This is a genomic window from Flavobacterium gillisiae (assembly GCF_900107635.1).
Taxonomy (GTDB): domain Bacteria; phylum Bacteroidota; class Bacteroidia; order Flavobacteriales; family Flavobacteriaceae; genus Flavobacterium; species Flavobacterium gillisiae.
Map to the genome: position 1 here is coordinate 89,185 of NZ_FNRD01000004.1, position 21,642 is coordinate 110,826.

Annotated in this window: 17 protein-coding genes; 11 read left to right on the forward strand and 6 right to left on the reverse strand. The window is 34.6% G+C overall.

Features of this window, described 5'->3' with window-relative positions:
- The first annotated feature begins 108 nt into the window (after positions 1-108).
- Positions 109-429 (forward strand): YbaB/EbfC family nucleoid-associated protein, encoded by a 321-nt coding sequence (locus BLV35_RS07040; RefSeq protein WP_091086995.1) that lies wholly within the window; start codon positions 109-111, stop codon positions 427-429.
- 65 nt (positions 430-494) lie between these two features.
- On the opposite strand, the gene BLV35_RS07045 is transcribed toward BLV35_RS07040, so the two are convergent.
- Positions 495-1,514: a threonine aldolase family protein gene (locus tag BLV35_RS07045; protein ID WP_091087668.1), complete on the reverse strand. Its 1,020-nt coding sequence runs from the start codon at positions 1,512-1,514 to the stop codon at positions 495-497.
- A gap of 91 nt (positions 1,515-1,605) precedes the next feature.
- Between BLV35_RS07045 and prfB the strand changes: the two genes are divergently transcribed.
- Positions 1,606-2,707 (forward strand): peptide chain release factor 2 gene (prfB, locus tag BLV35_RS07050; protein ID WP_143031844.1). Its coding sequence is split into 2 segments (ribosomal slippage): positions 1,606-1,668 and positions 1,670-2,707, totalling 1,101 coding nucleotides; the frame shifts between segments, so codons are not numbered across the junction.
- A 98-nt stretch (positions 2,708-2,805) separates the two neighbouring features.
- Here prfB and BLV35_RS07055 read toward each other — a convergent pair.
- A complete protein-coding gene (locus tag BLV35_RS07055) occupies positions 2,806-3,522 on the reverse strand; it encodes a L,D-transpeptidase family protein (protein WP_091087001.1) in 717 nt (238 codons plus the stop codon).
- Positions 3,523-3,987: 465 nt separating this feature from the next.
- Between BLV35_RS07055 and BLV35_RS07060 the strand changes: the two genes are divergently transcribed.
- Positions 3,988-4,686, forward strand: a complete 699-nt coding sequence (locus tag BLV35_RS07060; RefSeq protein WP_091087004.1) for an energy transducer TonB — start codon at positions 3,988-3,990, stop codon at positions 4,684-4,686.
- A gap of 71 nt (positions 4,687-4,757) precedes the next feature.
- Here the strand turns inward: BLV35_RS07060 and BLV35_RS07065 are convergent, their stop codons facing one another.
- Positions 4,758-5,666, reverse strand: coding sequence for a phospholipase A (locus tag BLV35_RS07065; RefSeq protein WP_091087009.1), 909 nt, complete (start codon positions 5,664-5,666; stop codon positions 4,758-4,760).
- A 185-nt stretch (positions 5,667-5,851) separates the two neighbouring features.
- On the opposite strand from BLV35_RS07065, the gene lpxD reads away from it, so the two are divergent.
- The 5 genes from lpxD to BLV35_RS07090 all read left to right on the forward strand — a co-directional run bounded on the left by lpxD (position 5,852) and on the right by BLV35_RS07090 (position 12,813).
- Positions 5,852-6,850, forward strand: coding sequence for a UDP-3-O-(3-hydroxymyristoyl)glucosamine N-acyltransferase (lpxD, locus tag BLV35_RS07070; protein WP_091087013.1), 999 nt, complete (start codon positions 5,852-5,854; stop codon positions 6,848-6,850).
- A gap of 153 nt (positions 6,851-7,003) precedes the next feature.
- Entirely contained in the window at positions 7,004-8,632 is a 1,629-nt protein-coding gene (locus tag BLV35_RS07075; protein ID WP_091087016.1) for an acyl-CoA carboxylase subunit beta, read from the forward strand.
- Positions 8,633-9,108: 476 nt separating this feature from the next.
- Positions 9,109-10,311: a PAS domain-containing sensor histidine kinase gene (locus tag BLV35_RS07080; protein WP_091087019.1), complete on the forward strand. Its 1,203-nt coding sequence runs from the start codon at positions 9,109-9,111 to the stop codon at positions 10,309-10,311.
- Between the two features lie 348 nt (positions 10,312-10,659).
- Complete coding sequence (locus BLV35_RS07085) at positions 10,660-11,181, forward strand: GNAT family N-acetyltransferase (RefSeq protein ID WP_091087022.1); 522 nt, start codon at positions 10,660-10,662, stop codon at positions 11,179-11,181.
- Between the two features lie 69 nt (positions 11,182-11,250).
- The gene (locus BLV35_RS07090; RefSeq protein ID WP_091087025.1) at positions 11,251-12,813 is read left to right on the forward strand and encodes a S41 family peptidase; all 1,563 of its coding nucleotides are present in this window, start codon (positions 11,251-11,253) and stop codon (positions 12,811-12,813) included.
- Positions 12,814-13,128: 315 nt separating this feature from the next.
- Here the strand turns inward: BLV35_RS07090 and BLV35_RS07095 are convergent, their stop codons facing one another.
- The gene (locus BLV35_RS07095) at positions 13,129-14,175 is read right to left on the reverse strand and encodes an AMP-binding protein (protein ID WP_091087027.1); all 1,047 of its coding nucleotides are present in this window, start codon (positions 14,173-14,175) and stop codon (positions 13,129-13,131) included.
- A gap of 15 nt (positions 14,176-14,190) precedes the next feature.
- Positions 14,191-15,126 (reverse strand): CPBP family intramembrane glutamic endopeptidase, encoded by a 936-nt coding sequence (locus BLV35_RS07100; protein ID WP_091087031.1) that lies wholly within the window; start codon positions 15,124-15,126, stop codon positions 14,191-14,193.
- Positions 15,127-15,237: 111 nt separating this feature from the next.
- Between BLV35_RS07100 and arsC the strand changes: the two genes are divergently transcribed.
- The 3 genes from arsC to fumC all read left to right on the forward strand — a co-directional run bounded on the left by arsC (position 15,238) and on the right by fumC (position 20,099).
- On the forward strand, positions 15,238-15,579 hold the full coding sequence (arsC, locus tag BLV35_RS07105; protein ID WP_091087035.1) for an arsenate reductase (glutaredoxin): 342 nt from the start codon (positions 15,238-15,240) through the stop codon (positions 15,577-15,579).
- A 148-nt stretch (positions 15,580-15,727) separates the two neighbouring features.
- Positions 15,728-18,145: a TonB-dependent receptor gene (locus BLV35_RS07110; RefSeq protein WP_245712026.1), complete on the forward strand. Its 2,418-nt coding sequence runs from the start codon at positions 15,728-15,730 to the stop codon at positions 18,143-18,145.
- A 556-nt stretch (positions 18,146-18,701) separates the two neighbouring features.
- The gene (gene fumC / locus BLV35_RS07120) at positions 18,702-20,099 is read left to right on the forward strand and encodes a class II fumarate hydratase (RefSeq protein ID WP_091087045.1); all 1,398 of its coding nucleotides are present in this window, start codon (positions 18,702-18,704) and stop codon (positions 20,097-20,099) included.
- 119 nt (positions 20,100-20,218) lie between these two features.
- Here fumC and BLV35_RS07125 read toward each other — a convergent pair whose 3' ends face one another.
- Positions 20,219-21,421: an NAD(P)-dependent oxidoreductase gene (locus tag BLV35_RS07125; RefSeq protein ID WP_091087049.1), complete on the reverse strand. Its 1,203-nt coding sequence runs from the start codon at positions 21,419-21,421 to the stop codon at positions 20,219-20,221.
- Positions 21,422-21,642: the final 221 nt, after the last annotated feature.

Consider the following 21,642-nt stretch of genomic DNA (forward strand, 5'->3'; position numbering starts at 1 on the left):
AAATAGACAAAGCCCCACTATAACGTATCCGTTTTTCATCTTATTTAACATTGCTTATTCCTTCAAAATGCGTAATTTCGTATTTCAATAATTTTTAAATTATCAAAAATGGATTTAATGGGAATGATGGGTAAGCTTAAAGAAACCCAACAAAAAATGGAAGAAACTAAAAAACGCCTGGATACTGTTCTCGTTGATGAACAAAGTACAGACGGTTTATTAAAAGTTACGATTACCGCTAACAGAAAAATAAAATCAATCACTATTGCCGATGACTTATTACAAGACAAAGAGCAACTAGAAGATTATATGATTTTAGTGATGAACAAAGCAATCGAGAAAGCGACTAAAGTGAATGAAGCAGAACTTGATGCTGTTGCAAAAATGGATATGCCAATGATTCCTGGAATGGATAATTTGTTCAAATAATCCAAAACAGTTATAAGAATATGAATTATGAGTTTTAAATCAACTCATAATTCATATTTCATAATTTACATCTTTGACAAAGTTTCTAATACATAAGTATGCATGACTTCTCTATAATCAAGATGCGTTACCATTCTTAATTTCCCCTGTCCCATTGAACTAATGGATATGTTTTTTTGTTTTAGTTTCTCAATTAAAACTTTTTCACTGTAATTAGGCGCCAACGTAAATATCAAAATATTTGTTTCTACTGGCTCTACTTTGGCAACCCATTCTTTAGTATTTAATATAGATGCTAATTCTTTGGCGCGTCTATGATCTTCGGCAAGTCGGCTGATATTATTGTCTAAAGCATATAATCCGGCTGCAGCCAAATAGCCTACCTGACGCATTCCGCCTCCTAATATTTTTCGGATTCGCAGCGCACGATGAATTGTCGCTTTATCTCCTAATAAAACCGAACCTATTGGCGCACCTAATCCTTTAGACAAACACACCGAAATAGTATCAAATAATTGACCGAATGCCTTTGGATCTTGCTTTTTGGCAATTAACGCATTCCAAATTCGGGCACCATCAAGATGGTACTTCAAATTATTAGCTACGCATACTTCTTTTATTTTTTTTAACTCGTCTAACTCATAACAAGCACCGCCTCCTTTATTAGTCGTGTTTTCAACACAAACTAAACTCGTTAACGGGTTATGATAAAATTCAGGGTCATTGATTGCTCCTGCCACTTGCTCGGCAGTAATCATTCCGCGATCACCATCGAGCAAAGAAAAGGACACTCCACTATTAAAAGACGCGCCTCCACCTTCATAAAGATAAACGTGAGCATACTTATCAGCAATAATTTGCTCTCCTGGGTTTGTATGTAGTTTTATTGCCGTTTGATTAGCCATAGTCCCTGAAGGGAAAAATAGCCCTGCTTCCATCCCAAAAATTTGTGCAATAGTATCTTCTAATTCTATTACTGTGGGATCTTGTTTATATACGTCATCACCTACTTCGGCATTGAACATAAACTGCAACATTTCATGTGTCGGCTTGGTAATTGTATCGCTAATTAAATTTATTTCCATTGATTTATTTTTTATTTCTAACACGGATAAGTCTTCACTTGTTCCTAAGTAAAAAATTTTCTTATTTTTGTCCTACAAAATTACATAATTTATGACAACTACCGAACAAATTAAAGGTATTGTAGAGCGCCTTGGTGCGTTGAGGAGGTATCTTTGACGTTGATGCCAAACTAATTGAAATTTCTAACGAAGAAGAAAAGACTTTTGCTCCAGATTTCTGGAATAACGCAAAAGAAGCGGAACTAATTGTAAGAAATCTTCGAAATAAGAAAAAATGGATTGAAGATTACGATAAAGCAGTCGAAATGACTGACGAATTGCAGTTAGCCTATGAATTTTATAGAGAAGGAGAACTCACAGCAGAAGAGCTAGACGAACAGTATAGCGGCATCGCAAATCATATTGAAGCCATTGAATTCAAGAATATGCTTTCAGACGAAGGTGATTCTTTAAGTGCTGTCGTACAAATTACTGCAGGCGCTGGAGGAACTGAAAGTTGCGATTGGGCCGAAATGCTCATGCGTATGTACATGATGTGGGGAGAAAAATATGGATATAAAATAAAAGAACTGAATTTTCAAAAAGGAGAAGCAGCCGGAATAAAAACGGTTACGCTCGAGTTTGAAGGGGATTATTCTTTTGGATATTTAAAAGGAGAAAATGGAGTTCATCGTTTAGTGCGTATTTCTCCGTTTGACAGTAATGCCAAAAGGCACACTTCCTTTGCGTCCGTATACGTATATCCGCTTGTAGATGACAGTATCGAAATCGACATTAACCCTGCCGATATTGAAATAACGACTTCTAGATCTAGTGGTGCTGGTGGGCAAAATGTAAATAAGGTAGAAACTAAAGTACAGCTTTTTCACAAACCCACAGGAATTCAAATTCAGTGTTCAGAAACACGTTCGCAACAAGACAACAGACAACGTGCCATGCAAATGCTTCGTTCACAGTTGTACGAAATCGAACTAAAAAAACAATTGGCGCAACGCGCTGACATCGAAGCCGGAAAAATGAAAATAGAATGGGGTTCGCAGATTCGCAATTATGTGATGCAACCTTATAAATTAGTAAAAGACGTGCGTACGGGTTATGAAACCAGTAACGTTGACGGTGTGATGAACGGGGAAATCGACGAATTCTTGAAAGCTTATCTAATGATGATGGGGCAAAGAGACGAAGAAGAATAATTTTCACTTCTATTAATCACGTTCGATTGTTTAAACTTAAAAAAGTCCTCTTACTTTCATTTTTCGAAATGGTAAGAGGCCTTTTATTTTGACATTACTTACAATCCATTTTTTAACACCTCTAAATTTCCCATAATAATAGTTGGGTTTTGCTTGGGGTCTAACCAATTGATAATTGATTTCATATTATTTTCATCAATAGCAACACAACCAGCGGTAAAATAAGGCTCCTTTACGGCCAAATGAAAAAATATAGCACTCCCTTTTCCTTTTACAATTGGGTTTGTATTGTATTCAATTACCGTACAATATTTGTAAGCATCATTTTTCAACAATAAGTTCTCATATGATTTTGCTTCAGTAGCTCCTTTGACATACATATTGTACTGATCTGAGTCGGGGTCATCAATCCATTTGTCTTCAGCCGTAGTTTGTTGGTTTTCCATCAAAGTATTGAGTTGCTTTTCGTACGAGAATAATTTTCCTAAGCGAAATATTCCTGTCGGTGATTTGCCATCTCCTTCTCGTTTTTCAAGCGGCAATGCAAAACCATTTTTTCCTATACCTGCTTTTACCGGTTCTTGTTTGGCAACCCACAAAGCATCTTTCTTTTCTAAAACTACTAAAAATGCCGCATAGCTATTAGCATCGTTATTATATACAACCAATAGCTGATTACTTTTTTCCAACTTTTCTTTGTTCTTATTTGCAATTAATAATGCATTTTCCATCATACTATTATTTGATTGAGCCTGAAGGTTCAGGCTAAAGAGACATACTCCCGCTAAAATTAAAACCTGATTTAAAAAACTCATTCAACGGTTATCGGCTATATGCAGTGCCTTACAAATCTGCTATAACTTTAAATTAAAGACAAATGTTACAAGATGAAGAGTTTACAGGTGCAGATTATGACGGAATTTAGGCATTGCTTATAACCGTTGTTATATATAGGTGGCAAACATCACAATGCTTACAAACGAGAGAGAACTTGCGAACAAACCCGATGAAAGGAGATTAGCTAACCTTTAATTGCCACTTATTTATAACTGTGGTATAATATTCAACAATTATCTGTTTTGACAGTATTCCTATAATTCATGATAAACGTAATAATTTATCATTTACGCATTCTATAAATTACTACCAATAAAGCTTTTACGGAAGTAAATCGTAATCTTCACAATGATTCACGGTATTAATTAACATTCGATTGACATCAATAGCCTTTTTTAAAAAGATTATTTTATTATTTTTGAACACTAAATTAAACTTTTTTGATGAAAAAATCGCTTGCCCTTCTTGTTTTACTATTGTCAGTTTCTTTTTACGGACAAAAAAAAACATATTACACTGAAGATTTTAAAGAATTGCGCTCAGCTGAAGGAGCTACTTACTATAGCACTTATGAAGATTCTAAAGAAGGTACTACTAGAACCACTTATTTTGTAGATGGAACAAAACGTAACTACGATGAATTTTCAAATTTAAAAAAACGCATTAAAGATGGTACGTCTATAACTTGGTATAAAAATGGAAATAAAGAAAAAGAATTGATTTACAAAAACGGTAAAATTGACGGAGTTTCAAACCTCTATTATGAAAATAGCGAAATCAAACGTAGCGAAAACTACAAAAACGGTGACTTTATTGATGGAAAATGTTTTAATGAAACCGGAACTGAAATTACTTTTTTCCCATACTATGTACAACCTGAATTCCCAGGAGGGATAAATGAATTTTACAAGTATGTGGCAAAGAATTTCAAAAGCCCTAATGCAGCAAAAGGCATTATGAAAATTGAATTTGTTGTTGAAACAAATGGTACTTTAAAAGATTTTAAAATAATTGAAGGACTTAATTATGACATGAATGTTGAAGTCTTAAGAGTGTTATTTAATAGCCCGTTATGGATTCCTGGAAAAGTAGACGGTAAAGATAGCCGCGTTAAATACGGCATCCCAATCACAATTAAGTAAGGTTCAAAATAAATAATTATTAGCGTTTAACTCATTTAATTTTAGCGACTAAAATTAAATGAGTTTTTTTTTTATAACCATTCAATTAAAGAAACACCAACACCAACAGTCGTTTGCAGATTGTTATAATCGATCAGTGTTTCACCATAACCGTGAGAAATTAATAGATATCCTTTTAAATTATTTCTAACCGGATAAGACCATGAAAAAGCGGCGTTCCCTCTTGCTTTAGAATTAAAGTTTAGATTATGACTACCAACAAAAGAAAGGATATTACCGTTTTTGGTATAGATGACATTCACATCTCCCCTGCCTACATATTCTGAAATATCAGGATTGTCATCAATCGCATCTGGCACACGAAACCAAGGTCTCACATACACAGTCCAATTGTTACGTTCAAATCCTGCATGCAGTATAATTCTGTTCCAGCTTCGAGAAAAAGGATCACTTTTCCCATTTGATTCGTGATTTAATGCGACTCCCACCATTCTAGCTTTAAAACCAAATAAATTAAACTTCACCGGAAAATTCAAAATAAGTTCGGGTTCATAATTAACTTCTCTAAAGGGACGTGAAAGCTTAGTATTATAGATTTGCCAATGTGACTTTTGAGTATAGGCCAACCATAAATCACCATGTCCCCAAAAAACACTTTGCAACACTTTAGTTTTAAAGCTTAATTGAAATTTAGTCTCAATAGTATTATAATCAATAGCTTTACGCGTTATATAATCCGGATCAATATTTCCTGATGTGGGTTTTTCATTTGGGTTGTTTGACCAGCGTCCTGGCAATACAAACATAGGCTTATAAGGAGTAACTAAAAAGGTCCCTCGCACTGAGGTAGTATCCAGTTCCCATCTTTCCGTCATATTTCTAAGTTGCGTTTTACTGTTAAACAAAGCCTGAACCTGAGCACTAACAGTAAAAGAAAAAAGAAGTAGAAAAACAGAAAGCTTAATTTGAAAATATTTCATATTCTAGAATCAAAATTTAATTCGCAAAAATAGTAGTTTGACATCTCACTACGTTATACTTTTATTTTAAAAAGTTATATAAATACTACTTTTAATCCTGTTAAAGTATCTGCAAACATTTGGAACTTTAAGACTAAATCACTTTATTTGAGAATTCTATCATAACCCAATCTATCAGTAACATTATGAAATCTTATACCGTCCAAGAAATAAACGAAGTCCTTAAAGGAGTCATATTTGGTAGTACCTCACAAACAATTACAGCACCTGAGCAACTAGAGGTTGCAACTGACTCTGAAATTTCATTTATTGGAAACAAAAAGTATGAGAAACTATGGTCAACATCTAAAGCTTGCGTTGCAGTTGTAAACGAGGATATTTCAATAGAACCAGGAGAAAACAGAGCTTTCATCAAAGTGAAAAATGCTGATTTAGCGATGTCTCAGGTTTTGGAACTTTTTGCTCATCCCATGCCTCAATTTTATGTTGACATTCACCCTACGGCGGTTGTTGACAAATCAGCTACTATCGGCAGTGGAACAAAAATTGGTGCTGGTTGTTACGTTGGGCCAAACGTAAAAATTGGAGAAAATGCGATTATTTATCCTAATGTCACTATTTTGGATGAATGCACCATAGGAAAGAATACAGTACTGTGGTCTGGAACTGTGGTCAGAGAGCGTTGCCACATTGGTAATGACTGTATCATACATCCCAATGCAACCATTGGAGCAGATGGATTTGGATTTCGCCCTTGCCCACAAAGAGGCTTGGTGAAAATTCCACAAATAGGAAATGTAATAATAGGAAACAATGTTGAAATTGGCGCCAACTCATGCGTAGATCGTGGTAAATTTAGTTCTACCGTTTTAGGAGATGGTTGTAAAATTGACAATTTAGTTCAGATAGGTCATAACAGTAAATTGGGTCGTTTTTGCATTATGGCAGGACATAGTGGATTAGCAGGTTCAGTAACTTTAGGCGATGGAGTAATTATTGGCGGAAGCGCCTCGATAAAAGACCATGCTACATTAGGAAGTGGCGCAATCGTAGGCGCTGGATCTGGCGTTACCTGTGATGTCCCTGCCGGAAAAACAGTATTAGGGTACCCTGCTGTTGAAGCGCGCGATGCCTTAAAACAATGGGCGATTCTAAAACGATTAGTCAACGATTCTAAAAAATAAACACGTAGATTTTATCATATTCGTAAAAAAACAGGAGTTCGCCCCTGTTTTTTTGGTTTTATCTCGAAAATTATTTACAAAGGACCCAAAATAATAAAATTTATTTCGTTCGATTTTGTATTTTAGCACAAACTATTATAACACTATTACAACATGGATTTAAACTTCAATAAAAACGAAGATCACAATAAACTTTTATTGTCTCAATTAAAACAAAAATTTTCTAAAGTAAAATTGGGAGGAGGCGAAAAAAGGATTCAAAAACTACATGCTGAAGGCAAAATGACGGCGCGCGAGCGTATTGATTATTTACTTGATCCTAAAGCCAAGTGTATTGAAATTGGAGCTTTTGTTGGTGAAGGAATGTACGCTGAACATGGAGGATGTCCCTCTGGAGGTGTTGTAGTCAAAGTGGGATATATCAGAGGCAAGCAATGTATTGTTGTTGCAAATGATGCCACTGTAAAAGCGGGTGCTTGGTTCCCTATTACAGCCAAGAAAAATCTTCGCGCACAAGAAATTGCCATGGAAAACCGCTTGCCTATCATCTATTTAGTAGACAGTGCCGGTGTTTATTTACCGATGCAGGACGAAATTTTCCCAGACAAAGAGCATTTCGGACGTATTTTTAGAAATAACGCTCAAATGAGTAGTATGGGGATTACCCAAATTTCGGCGATAATGGGAAGCTGTGTTGCCGGAGGTGCTTATTTACCTATTATGAGTGATGAAGCCATCATTGTTGAGGGAACAGGTAGTATCTTCCTTGCAGGTAGTTATCTAGTAAAAGCAGCCATTGGAGAAAGTATCGACAATGAAACTTTAGGAGGTGCAACCACGCACTGTGAAATTTCGGGAGTGACGGACTACAAGGCGAAAGACGACAAAGACGCCTTAGACAAAATAAAAAATATAGTTGATAAAATAGGTGATTTTGACAAAGCCGGTTATAGCCGAGTGAAATCAGAAAAACCAGCCTTAGACGAAAAAGAACTTTATGGAGTTCTACCGAAAGCAAGAAATGAACAATACGATATGATGGAAATCATCAACCGTCTTGTGGATAATTCAGAATTTGAAGCGTATAAAGATGGTTACGGTCAAACGATAATAACTGGTTATGCCAGAATTGACGGTTGGGCAGTAGGAATTGTTGCTAACCAGCGAAAAGTGGTAAAAACTAAAAATGGCGAAATGCAGTTTGGTGGTGTAATCTATTCGGACAGTGCGGACAAAGCAACCCGTTTTATAGCCAATTGTAATCAGAAAAAAATCCCTTTAGTTTTTGTACAGGATGTTACCGGTTTTATGGTGGGATCTAAATCAGAACAAGGCGGAATCATAAAAGACGGAGCCAAAATGGTTAATGCCGTAAGCAACTCTGTAGTGCCAAAATTCACCGTTATCGTGGGGAATTCTTACGGTGCTGGAAATTATGCGATGTGTGGAAAAGCATACGATCCAAGGTTAATCTTTGCTTGGCCAAGTGCAGAACTAGCCGTTATGGGCGGAACACAAGCTGCAAAAGTATTGGTACAAATCGAAGCTTCTTCCTTGAAGAAAAGCGGAGAAATTGTCGACGAAGAGAAAGAAAAAGCGCTTTTTGATAAAATAAAAGCAAGATACGACGAGCAGGTTTCTCCTTATTATGCTGCGTCTAGATTGTGGACAGATGCGATTATCGATCCTCTAGACACTCGAACTTGGATATCTATGGGTATCGAAGCGGCGAATCACTCCCCTATTGAGAAAAAATTTAACTTGGGTGTAATTCAGGTATAATAAATCCTTTTTTATTTCTAGGAGCAGAACAACTTCAGTTTCATAACTAGTTCCCTCCCGCTATCCGCTGTATTCCCGATTTAAAAAAACAAGGCTTGTTGCCTTCGTTTATTTAAATCGGGCGATGCCGCTTCTATCGGGGCTATGTGACTACGGACTATTTTCAGAACCCGTTCATTTAAAAAACAATAAGATTCCTATCCTTTTATATGGTTTGCAACGCTTTATTTAGTTCATAGATCTAAGTAAGGTATTCGGTACAAAAAAATATCATAGAAAATTCGCTAAATAATGGTTAGTTAATGATACTAATCCATTGGTAACCGTTTTAAACTCTTAAATTCATTTTCCATGAGTATTAAGTATTTAAATAATTGACAATGAGGCCCTAACATCTTACATATTTTTTGTATTTTTATAAAAACCAAATGTTTTTCTTTAAAAGAAATGGCTTTGGTTTATAAAAGAACCTCTGTATGGAAAAAGATAAATTGACATATCAAGAACTACTAGACCAAATTGCTGAACTCAAAGAACAGAACGAAATTTTAAGTTTACAATCTTCAATTCAAAATGAAGAGGAACTAGATTATGATTACATGACTATCCTAAACAATATTGGTGATCCAGTTTTTCTAAAGGATGAGCAAAGCAAGCTACTTATTGTAAATGATGCTTTCTGCGAAATGATTGGTCGTTCCAAAGCTGACGCTATAGGGAAGACACTTGCCGAGGTTGTTCCACCTGAAGAGCAAGAAAGCTTTTTAAAAATTGACAAGCAAGTAATAGCAGATGGAGTGGAAAATATAAATGAAGAGTCACTTACAATAAGTGGTGTTGCAACCAGAATAATTTCCACAAGGAAGAGGCGGTTTATTGATTCTGACGGAAAGAAGTTTCTTGTAGGAGTAATTCATGATATCACTGAACGGAAGAAAGCGGAAAATGCACTTAAGGAAAGTAAAAAACAATTAATAGAACTTAATGCCACAAAGGACAAATTATTTTCTATAATAGCTCATGATTTAAGAAACCCGTTTAATAACATTATAGGAATTTCAGAACTATTAACTGAAAACACTGAGGACCTAGAGACTACAGAGACTAAGGAGTATATAAACATTATAAAATCACAGGCTAAAGACACACTTATTTTACTTGACAACTTGTTAAATTGGGCACAATCGCAAACAGGACAAATTAGTTTTAACCCAGGAAAAATAATTTTATCAGACGTTATGCCAAAAATAATAAAACTAAATACTTCACTTTCAAAATCTAAAAACATCTCTTTAAATTATTGCTCATTGGAGAAAATCGAAGTATATGCCGATGAAAACATGCTGCGAACAATTATGCGAAATCTTATTTCCAATGCGATTAAATTTACAAAACTAGGAGGATATATTAATATCAATGCAGTTTCAAGACAAGAACATGTGGAAATCTCCATCTCTGACAACGGTATTGGTATAAATAAAGAAAAACTTACTGAACTATTTAATATATCATCAAATATTACTACTTATGGTACAGCTAACGAAAAAGGTTCTGGTTTAGGGTTAGTACTTTGCAAAGAATTTGTAGAAAAGCACAAGGGTAAAATTTGGGTCGAAAGCGAAGATGGGAAGGGAAGTGATTTTAAATTCATCCTTCCTTTGAACAATTCATATGTGTGAGAATAAAAACTACCTATAACATTTAAGTCTAAGTTACGATTGCAAAGCCAACAATAAACACTTTATTGAACCAAGCCGTTCACAATTCCGTTCAAATACGATTGTACAAGCGCAATACCATGGCTCCCAAAAACTTCCTACTTATGCAAGCGAACATAAAACAGCCAAAATAATCCATTCGAAAACCCTTTTATAACTACCTTTCTTAAAATTATTTTTCCCTATTTTTACGTACAAAAGTAAGAGGTAGTAAATCTAAGTTTAGAAAAAAACAGGCACTTATTTCAATGTATTAACTTGAACACGAAACACTACTTTTAGAATAAACTAAATCCCTATCGTATAGCAATGACCTATCATTTTAGAAAAGCCACAACTTCAGAAATCCCACATATTTGGATCATTTTACAACAGGCAATCGCACGTAGAAAAGTAGATGGCAGTAATCAATGGCAAGACGGTTATCCTAATCCAGACGTGATACAAAACGACATTGACAGAAATGCAGGATTTGTTTTGACCGAAGATGATACCATCATCGGCTATAGCGCGGTATTGATCAACGACGAACCCGAATATCAAAAAATAGAAGGAAGCTGGCTAACCGATGATGATTTTGTAGTATTTCATAGAGTCGCAATTTCAGAAAAACATTTAGGGAAAGGCTTAGCCAAAAAACTAATGAACTTCATAGAGGAATTTGCGATAAGCAACAACATCTACAGCCTCAAAGCGGATACTAATTTTGACAACTTTGCTATGATGGCTATTTTTGAAAAAATGGGTTACACCTACCGTGGCGAAGTGCATTTTAGAGGAAGTGCCAGAAAAGCATACGAGAAAGTAATCTCAAAAAACGAACTGGGATAAATAGAACCTGATAATCAAAATTGCTGTTCATTTGCAGAATAAAAATGACACAACCCTTTTTTAAAAACCATGAAAAAAATATTTATATACGTTTTTATTCTCCTGTACTTTACCCAGTGTAGTTCTGTAAAAAAAAACAATGAACATTTAACGGCTCTAATACCCATAGATCAGTTAAAATCGGATGTGGATTTTACGTATAAAAAACTACAAAATTTACACCCACAACTATATTGGTATACTAGCAAGTCCGTTTTAGATTATAAATTCGACAGTCTGAAATCAACTATTAGAGAACCCATTACTCCGCTTCAATTTTATAAAAAACTGAGTCCAGTTGTAGCCGCCGTAAGGCAAGGTCATACCTACCTCTATCCTGCTTCAATGCAAGTGACGAAAAAGGAAACGAAAGCACTTATTAAAAAAGGAACAGGCCCATTTTCACAATTTGACTTTGATTTTTTTGACAATAAATTGTATGTCGTAAACAATAAGTCCTACGACAAAAGCATAAAAGAAGGATCTGAAGTGATCACCGTGAATGGAATAAAACCACTAGCTTTAATTGAGGAATACAACAACTACTATAGTTCAGACGGTTACAATACCACATTAAAAACTGCTACTTCAGGCAAGCGTTTTACTTCTTATTTTACTGTTGAAAATGGTATAAAAGACAGCTTAACTTATACTTTAAAATATAAGGACAGCATCCAATTAATTACCATCAGACGGCATAAAGACGATTCGATTAAGAAAAAAGAACCTAAAACCCAAAAAAGGATTACTGCGCTTGACAGAGCAAAATCGCGAACAATCAGAAGGAAGAAAAGAGTGAATGGGTATAAAGCTGATTCGAAAAACTACAACAGAAACCTAGATTTCATCGAAAAAGACAGCAGTGTTGCCATCATGAAGATTAGAAGTTTTAACAAAGGGGATTTTAGGCCTTTTTATAAAGAAAGCTTTCGTAAAATTGAAAAATATAAATCCAATACCCTGATTCTTGACTTAAGAGATAATGGCGGTGGGCGCTTAAATGAAATTGTTGATTTATACTCTTATTTGGCCGACTCTACTTTTGTGTTCTTGGATAAGTCGGAAGTAGTCTCAAAATCAAGTTTGATAGAAGGTGCTTATTTTAATGGAGGTTCTTTTGGCGTAAAAATCCTAAAAGCGATTTACGCTCCTATAGTATACTCCTATTTACTCTTGACGGTACATAAAGATACTTCTGGCAAAAAATATTATGCCACCCAAACTAAACCGCATAAAGTGAATACTAATCCTTTTAACGGAAAAATTTATGTAATGATAAACGGAGGGAGCTTTTCGGCTTCCAGTCTTATTTCTTCCAACTTGAAAAGCTCTAAAAGGGTGACTTTTGTCGGAGAAGAAACCGGCGGAGCCTTTAACGGAACGGTGGCGGGATTTATGCCAGTCATAAAATTACCCAATTCTAAATTAAAAATTAGAATCGGATTAATGATGATGGCTCCTCATCATAAAACCGAAATAAAAGGGCATGGGATTTTTCCCGACAAAGAAATCAGCACTACCCTAGAAGACCGACTGAAAGGAAATGATCCTGAGCTCAACTGGATTTTAAATGACCTAATAACCAATCAGTAAGAGTTTTTAGAAGTCCTAAAGAGATAAAACACCACTAATCCTTTTTAAATCTGTAGAATCAACGAAGCACCTTATGCCCATAGTTTTGGTTTGGCCGACAGAGCGTCTGTACAATCAAAATTTAACACAGATTACACCAATTATCACAGATTAATAATTTTTTATTAGTGGCAAAACATCTGTAGAAGCTACCATACACAGAAAGTCGATAGTTCTAACTGTCTTTGTAACCAATAAAAAAGCATAATGACTACTGCACATGATGCTTTTTACCAGAAAAAAATTTATACCATTTAGTGTTTGAATTAAATGGTATTATATACTTTCTAACATTTCTTGTCTTTTTATCTTTCCGCTTTCAGTCTCAAAGAATTTATCAATATAAAAAACTTCTTTTGGCTTTTCATACTTGTCTAATGAACTGTAAATATCCTCATCTAGTAGCAGTTTTTCCCCTTCAATAATCAGTACTAATTTCTCTCCTAGAACGGCATCTGCAACTCCTCCCACAAAAAATCTAGAATGAATTCCATGTGATAATTTTTCTTCGATTTGCTCTGGAATCAGTTTAATTCCGCCGCTATTGACTACATTATCAATTCTTCCCAAAAGAATAAATTGATGATCATTTATTAATTCTACTAAATCATTAGTGACAATAATTTCATCAGAAATCTTTGGCGCATCAATTACTAGGCAATTCTTATCATTTTGTGAAATTTGAATATTCGGTAAAATTGAAAATGCTTTCTCCCCTATTTTTTTGGCAGCAATATGTGTGACAGTTTCGGTCATACCGTAAGTCTCGTACACTTCTGTTTTGCCTTTTAAAAGTCTTTTTTCAAGTGACTTACTCATTTTGGCACCACCAACGATCATTTTTTTCACATCTTTCAATCCTGCCAATGAATTTTCAGCTTGCAAAGGAACCATGGCCACAAAATCATATTTGGTCTCATTCTTTGTTAATGGATGTGAACTTGGTGCAACAAAATCTACATCTAACCCAAGAATAAAACTGCGAACCAACATCATCTTTCCGGCTATATACTTAGTAGGCAAACAATACAAAGCTTTATCTCCAGGGCTTAATTTAAAAAAATCACCTGTAGCCAAGGCAGAATTCACCATCATTTGTTTATTTGTTCTAATCATTTTAGGTATTCCTGTAGTTCCAGAAGTTTGTAAATCGATATATGGTTTTTCATCAAACCAGTCTAATAAAAAATCACCTATCGACTTCTCAAATTCATCTCCTTCTTTTATCAAACAATAGGACACTCTGCATAAATCTTTTTTATTTAGAGAAAACCCATTCAATTTAAAATCACTGTGTACGTTTTTATAAGTTACTTCTTTCATTACTAGTATGTTATTTTAAATAGTGTTGTTTTCTTGAATCTGAATTTTACCTGTCAATTTTTCTTTCCAATCGCTCCATTGGTATTTCTTACTAAAGATATATAAAAGTATTGGGTAAATTACCATTACTGGCAATATTACGTCCAGTCCAGCTTTAGGCTCAGATATGTCCTTAAATATAGAATGTGTTTGAAAAGCAGACCAGTCTGAAGTAACTAATAAAGCGCTTACTAGATTATTGGCAGCATGAAAACCTAAGGCCAGCTCCATTCCTTCATCCATCAAGGTTAATACTCCTAAAAATAAGCCTGTTCCTATGTAATATACAAAAATGATATTCCCCATTTTTGAAACTTCTGGATTAGAGAGATGCATAGCGCCAAAAATTATCGACGTCATCAGTAAAGGAAACCATTTATTTTTCGCCAGGTTTGCAAATCCCTGCATGAGATACCCTCTAAAAACGTATTCTTCTGTACTTGTCTGAATTGGAATTAAAAACACTCCGATAACTACTAATATTGCAAAGGGTACGGGTTTAAAATTCAATACAAAATCACCAGGATTAGTATAGTAAAAAAGTAATGTGGAAATAATCGTAAAAGCAGACCATAAAGAAAAAGAGAAAAACACCCTCTTCCAATCAATATTTGGTCTCGATGTCGTCACGGACCGCATGGTTTGCTTGTGCAAATAGCGCACTACAAAATAAATCCCCACCATGGTAAAAACAAACGAAATCAAAATGAGAAACAAAGTCAAATTTGGGTCAAAAAAATGCATCAGCTCCTCATTTCCGGCAGGATAAGGGACTCCTTTTGCAACTGTTTCATAAATTATCCCCAATAGCAACGGAACCTGACCAACAAATGAGGTCGCAATTATTATTACTGAACCAATTAAATATTTCCAAAATTTATTCTCTGAATGTACTCCCTGTTCTATAAACATGTATTATTTCTTTAATTATATATAAGTAGTTAGACTATCAAAGTCTATTTTTGTTCCTTCGAAAATACTTTATTTATTTTAATTTTCATTAGTAAAGAAAAAAACAAGCACATGATACAAATATATCATAACCCACGCTGTGGAAAATCAAGAAACTGTATTGCCTTTATAGAAGAGGCAGGAAAAGAATATGAAATCATCAAATATCTGGAAAACCCTCCTACTGTAGACGAACTAAAAGCGCTCTTGAAAAAGTTAAACTTTAAACCATTGGAGTTAGTACGTCAAAAAGAAAAAATTTGGATAGAAAACTATAAAAACAAAGTAATGACAGACGAAGAAATCATAAAATCCATGATCGAAAATCCAATTCTTATAGAACGCCCTATCGTAATTAGCGAAGACAAGGCAATCATTGGCAGAGACTTAGAAAAAATGACCGGTTTCCTGTAATCAGCAGTAGTTTTATTTAACAGTTTTTTATGATTTGTACATTAAACCATATCTAAAATTTGTAGTCAAATTTGCATAACTAAAATTAGTAATGATGCAGCACTTTTTAAAAAACTTTTTTACCCTCACTTTATTTCTAACCTTTTTTATGAGTTTTTCTCAGCAAGGAGGTCCAATGGGAGAAAAAATTAAGATAACAGGAACTGTTATTGAAAAAATAAGCAAACAACCGCTAGAATACGCAACAGTAACCTTTACCAGTTCTAAAAATGCTAAAGTTGTAGCTGGAGGTATTACAAGTCCAAAAGGAGAATTCAATATAGATGTGAATCCAGGAATTTACACCATCAAAATTGAGTTTATTTCTTTCAAATCAATAGAATTAAAAGATAAAGCGCTTAAAGCAAGTACTGATTTAGGAACAATCTCATTAAGTGAAGATGCGGCACAACTGAATGAAGTAGTTATTCGTGCAGAGAAATCTACTGTCGAGATTAAACTCGATAAAAAAGTATACAATGTAGGTCAAGACATGTTAGTTAAAGGTGGCACAGTAAGTGATGTTTTAGAAAACGTTCCTTCCGTTTCTGTTGATGTAGAAGGAAACGTAAGTTTAAGAGGAAGTGATAATGTTCGTATTTTCATCGACGGTCGCCCTTCAAATGCTTTAAACATGGCCGAAGCTTTGCGCCAAATTCCTGCAGATGCTATTGACAAGGTAGAAGTAATCACTAATCCATCTGCTCGTTACGATGCTGAAGGTGGCGCCGGAATTTTAAATATCATCCTTAAAAAAGGAAAAAACCAAGGGTTTAATGGTTCGTTCATCGCTTCAACAGGAATTCCTGAAACCTATGGTTTAAGCGCAAACTTAAATTACAAAACTGAAAATCTGAATTACTTTACGTCAACTGGCTATAGTTACAGAACCAATGAAGGTGGAGGATTAACTAATGCTCAATATTTCAATTCTGACGGTTCTACTAACAAATACATCGATGAAACTAGAAATACGAAAAGAACCAGAGACGGAATTAACACAAAATCTGGTGTAGAATGGACAATAAATCCTACTACTTTTTGGACCAACTCGATTAGTTACAGAGAAAATGGCGGAAAGAATGAAGATCTAGTAAATTACAATGCTTTTGACAGCAATAGAGATTTCGCTTCGACTAGCTACCGTTTAAATAACGGAAATGACAATGGCGAAGACTTTGAATACTCCTCTAACTTAATTAAGAACTTCAATGACGAAGGACATAAACTAACGGTTGATGGTTCGTTTTCAAAAAGTAATGATAAAGATGATTCAACGATCAACGGAGTAAACGATACTTTTCCAGAGAAATCAACTTTTGGTACTACAAACAATCATGAAGTTCAAAAACAATTTCAATTTCAAGCAGATTACGTTTTGCCTATTGGGGAAGGAAGCCAGTTTGAAGCAGGATATAAAGGAAACTTCAATAATCTAAATAAAGCGTATGATATTTTCTCTGATGACAATGGAAATACTGTTGGTAATTTCTTATCAAATACATTAGAATACAAAGAAAAAATCAACGCCCTTTATACACAATATGGTTTCAAAGTAAATAAATTTTCTTATTTATTTGGTTTACGTTGGGAAGACACAAACATTGATGTGAACTTATTAGGTTCGGCAGAGTACAACAATAAAAAATACAATAAGTTTTTCCCAAGTGCTTTTGTAAATTATGAAATTTCAGACCAAAGTAGCATCTCTTTAAGTTACAGTAAACGTTTATCTAGACCAAGAGGTCGCTTTTTAGATCCTACCCCTAACGTATCAAGTAACATTAATATCTTTAGAGGTAATCCTGATTTAGATCCTTCTTTGACAGATAAATTTGATATTGGATACATTAAACGTTGGGATAAAGTAACGTTTAACACCTCTATGTATTTTGAAAATACAACTGATGTATTCTCATTTGTACGTTATGAAAGTGGTGAATTTGTAGATGGTACACCAGTAATTTTGAGTACACCTATCAACATTGGAAAAGAGCAAAAATTTGGATTCGAGTTTACTTTAAATTATTCTCCAATCAAAAAATGGAAAATAAACAGTAGTTTCAACTTGTATAACACGAATACAACGGGTGATTTTGTGTACACTAATTCACAAAACGAAGTAATTATTCAAAATCTCGATAACGAAGCTTTTTCATGGTTTTCTCGTGTAAACTCTCGTTTAACACTACCTGGAAAAGTTGAATGGCAAGCTAGCGCAATGTATTTTGGACCTAGCAACACTGCACAAGGTAGAAGTTTAGGTCAATATATGATCAACACTGCATTTAGCAAAGACATACTGAAAGACAAAGCAACAATTGCTTTTAACGTAAGTGATATATTCAATTCGAGAAAAATGAGATCCGAAACTAATTTACCTAGTGTAAGTTCATACAGTGAATTTCAGTGGAGAAAAAGGCAGTTTAATTTATCATTCACCTACCGAATCAACAAAAAGAAAACGGATAAAGATAAAAATGCGCCAAAAAACAATGAGGAAGAAGGCGGCGGATTTCCTGGATAATAAGTGATTTAATTAGGTTAATTAATTCAACAAGTACGGGTTCGTTTCAATACGAGCCCGTATTTTTTTTCAAAAAAAAACATAAAAAAAAAGGACTCGTACAAACGGGTCCTTTTTTATGTGTCAATCAAACTAAACTGATTGCTCTTTCTTTGCTTTTCTTTTTTCTTTATATGCTTCATAAGTTGCGCCACCTACCCAATAGGATACGAAACTAACTAAAAAAAACATTAACCAAAATCCCATTGTTAGGATGGTTAAAAAAAGTAAAAAACCTAAGTACTGTGAAAATTCAAACATGTTTTCCGGAATTTTTGAATGTAAGTACAAATGTATGTTTATTATTTTTTCTTAGCAATAAAAATCCAATTCAATTTTCATAAAAAAGTATTTATCCGTATTTTTGAGCTCAATTTAAGGAGCTATTCCCGCTATTCGCTACAATCTTATATACCAAACAATGGCATATAAGGATTTTCACTGCTATCGGGGCTAGGACATCAGGTACAGTTCCAGAAATTAATTTTTAAACTAACACATACAAATCAACAATAAAATGAAATTCAGAATAGAAAAAGACACCATGGGTGAAGTGCAAGTTCCAGCTGACAAATACTGGGGAGCACAAACAGAACGTTCTAGAAACAATTTTAAAATAGGTCCATCGGCTTCTATGCCAAAAGAAATCATAGAGGGTTTTGCCTATCTAAAAAAAGCAGCTGCTTATGCTAACTGCGACTTAGGTGTTCTGCCTGTTGAAAAACGTGATGCTATTGCTGCAGTTTGCGACGAAATTCTAGCGGGTAAATTAGACGATCAATTTCCATTAGTAATCTGGCAAACGGGTTCTGGTACACAAAGTAACATGAACGTGAACGAAGTGGTTGCTAACCGCGCTCAAGTTCTTAAAGGATTTGAAATTGGTGAAGGCGAACAATTCATTAAAGCTAATGATGATGTTAACAAATCACAATCTTCAAACGATACTTTCCCAACAGGAATGCACATTGCCGCTTACAAAGCAGTCGTAGAAGTTACAATTCCAGGTGTTGAAAAATTAAGAGACACATTACACGCAAAAGCAACCGAATTCAAAAACGTAGTGAAAATAGGTCGTACACACCTTATGGATGCTACGCCACTTACAGTAGGCCAAGAACTTTCTGGTTATGTGGCGCAATTGAACTATGGTTTAAAAGCGGTAAAAAATACCTTAGCTCACTTATCAGAAGTAGCATTAGGAGGAACTGCAGTAGGTACAGGATTAAATACTCCTGCTGGTTATGACGTAACAGTGGCAAAATACATTGCTGAATTTACAGGACATCCTTTCGTAACTGCCGAAAATAAATTTGAAGCACTTGCCGCTCACGATGCGATTGTAGAATCACATGGCGCATTAAAACAATTGGCTGTTTCATTAAATAAAATTGCAAATGACATCCGTATGTTGGCCTCAGGACCGCGTTCAGGAATTGGTGAATTAATCATTCCAGAAAACGAACCAGGTTCCTCTATCATGCCCGGAAAAGTAAACCCTACACAATGCGAAGCTTTAACTATGGTTTGTGCTCAAGTAATGGGTAATGATGTAGCAATCACTGTAGGTGGAATGCAAGGACATTATGAATTAAATGTTTTTAAACCCGTAATGGCAGCAAACTTCTTGCAATCAGCTCGTCTATTAGGTGATGCATGTACGTCTTTTGACGAACATTGTGCTCAAGGTATTGAACCAAACTACAAACGTATAAAAGAGTTGGTTGACAACTCATTAATGTTAGTTACTGCTTTAAACACTAAAATCGGATATTACAAATCAGCAGAAATTGCTCAAACTGCTCACAAAAACGGAACAACTTTAAAAGAAGAATCGGTTCGTTTAGGGTATGTTACCGCAGAAGATTTTGATGCTTGGGTAAAACCAGAAGATATGGTTGGAAGTCTTAAATAGTTCCAATTAAAGTCATAAATTCAAAACCCTGCAATGTAACATTGCAGGGTTTTTCAATTTAATTTTATTTATAACCTAAAAGCATTTGAAGAAATAATCAAATACTCCTAATTCAGAATCTATTTCCCGTCTACAAAATCCTGTAAATAGCTGAATCTTGCAGTTAATTTTCCTTTTTCAGTCATTTTGGCCCTAGCCAAAATCCCATCTTTATCACCATTAAAGAATGCAGGAATAACGTGCTCCATAAACATTGTTCCAAAACCTTCGCTAGCATCTTTTGGCAATTCACATGGCAAATTATCTACCGCCATTACAACGATCGCCGCAGGATGAAATACATCAACTTCTTTGTGTTCAGAAGGTAGGTAACCATAGAACGGTTCTGCAATTGTGGATGATCTAAGAGTACAAGCAATAGGTCCATCAATGTCACATGACACATCCCCTACTACTTTAATTTTACAATCTTTCGACTGCAGCATCTCTTTTGTTAGAATATCTGGTGCATTATTTCCATGAAAATGCCCCGTAATAACAATATCAGAAACTTTTGCAAATCGCTCAAAATCACTAACATATTCCGTTGGATTTTTATAGAAATCTTTACAATCTATAACTTTCCCATCTATCCTTTTATTATAATCTAATACTTCAATTTGTGTATAAACAGGCTGCGCGTAGTTTTTGCTTAAGTAGTTTTCAATAGAAACTTCCTTGATCTTCATGGCATCCAAAATTTCCTTGATACCACCACCCACTTTTCCTGATCCTGTAATCACAAATTTTAGCGGAGGCAAAACCAATCTTTTCAAATGATTGATCAACTCCTCTTTTCCGGATAGTGTCTCTGCTTTAGCTAATTTGAATAATCCAAACTTTAGTCCGAACCCACGAATCGTATTATAAGCCCCTACAATTCCGGCGTATCTTCCAAAACCAATTAACCTGCGGTTATTTTCGTTGACTATCGTTTCATGATCATATAAGTCGATATTTTTTTCAAGAATAGTCTGTAGTAATTCCCTATTATACGGCTGCTTTTTGATTGTATGCGAAAAAAAGAAATACGATTTATCAGCTATTAAAGAGTCCGCTGGAACTTCTTTAACTCCAAATAAAACATCGCAATCATTAATATCATCCGCAATATCGATTCCCAATTCTTTATATTGTTCATCGGTAAAAATTCTGATCTCTGAACTTTCCACTTTTATCGTAGCATCCTTATAAAGTTGCTTTAATCGTAGCAGTTCATCAGGTGAAAAAACAACTCTTCTATCTGGTGGACTCTTTCTTTCTTTTAAAATTCCGAATTTCATATATATTTAAGGCTTTCGTTTTGGCTTATTCTAATTTTGTAAAATCTAATTGTTACAAATATAACACTTTAAACTAAAATTGTTTGATTTTTATAAAATAAATAATCCTTCCATGTATTAAAAGCTGAAGCCCAAAATGATAGTAATTAGAAGCCAAAAACTTTAATAAAATACTGTTAAGGTTTAAAAAAAAATAATAACAACAAAGTTTGATTCTATAT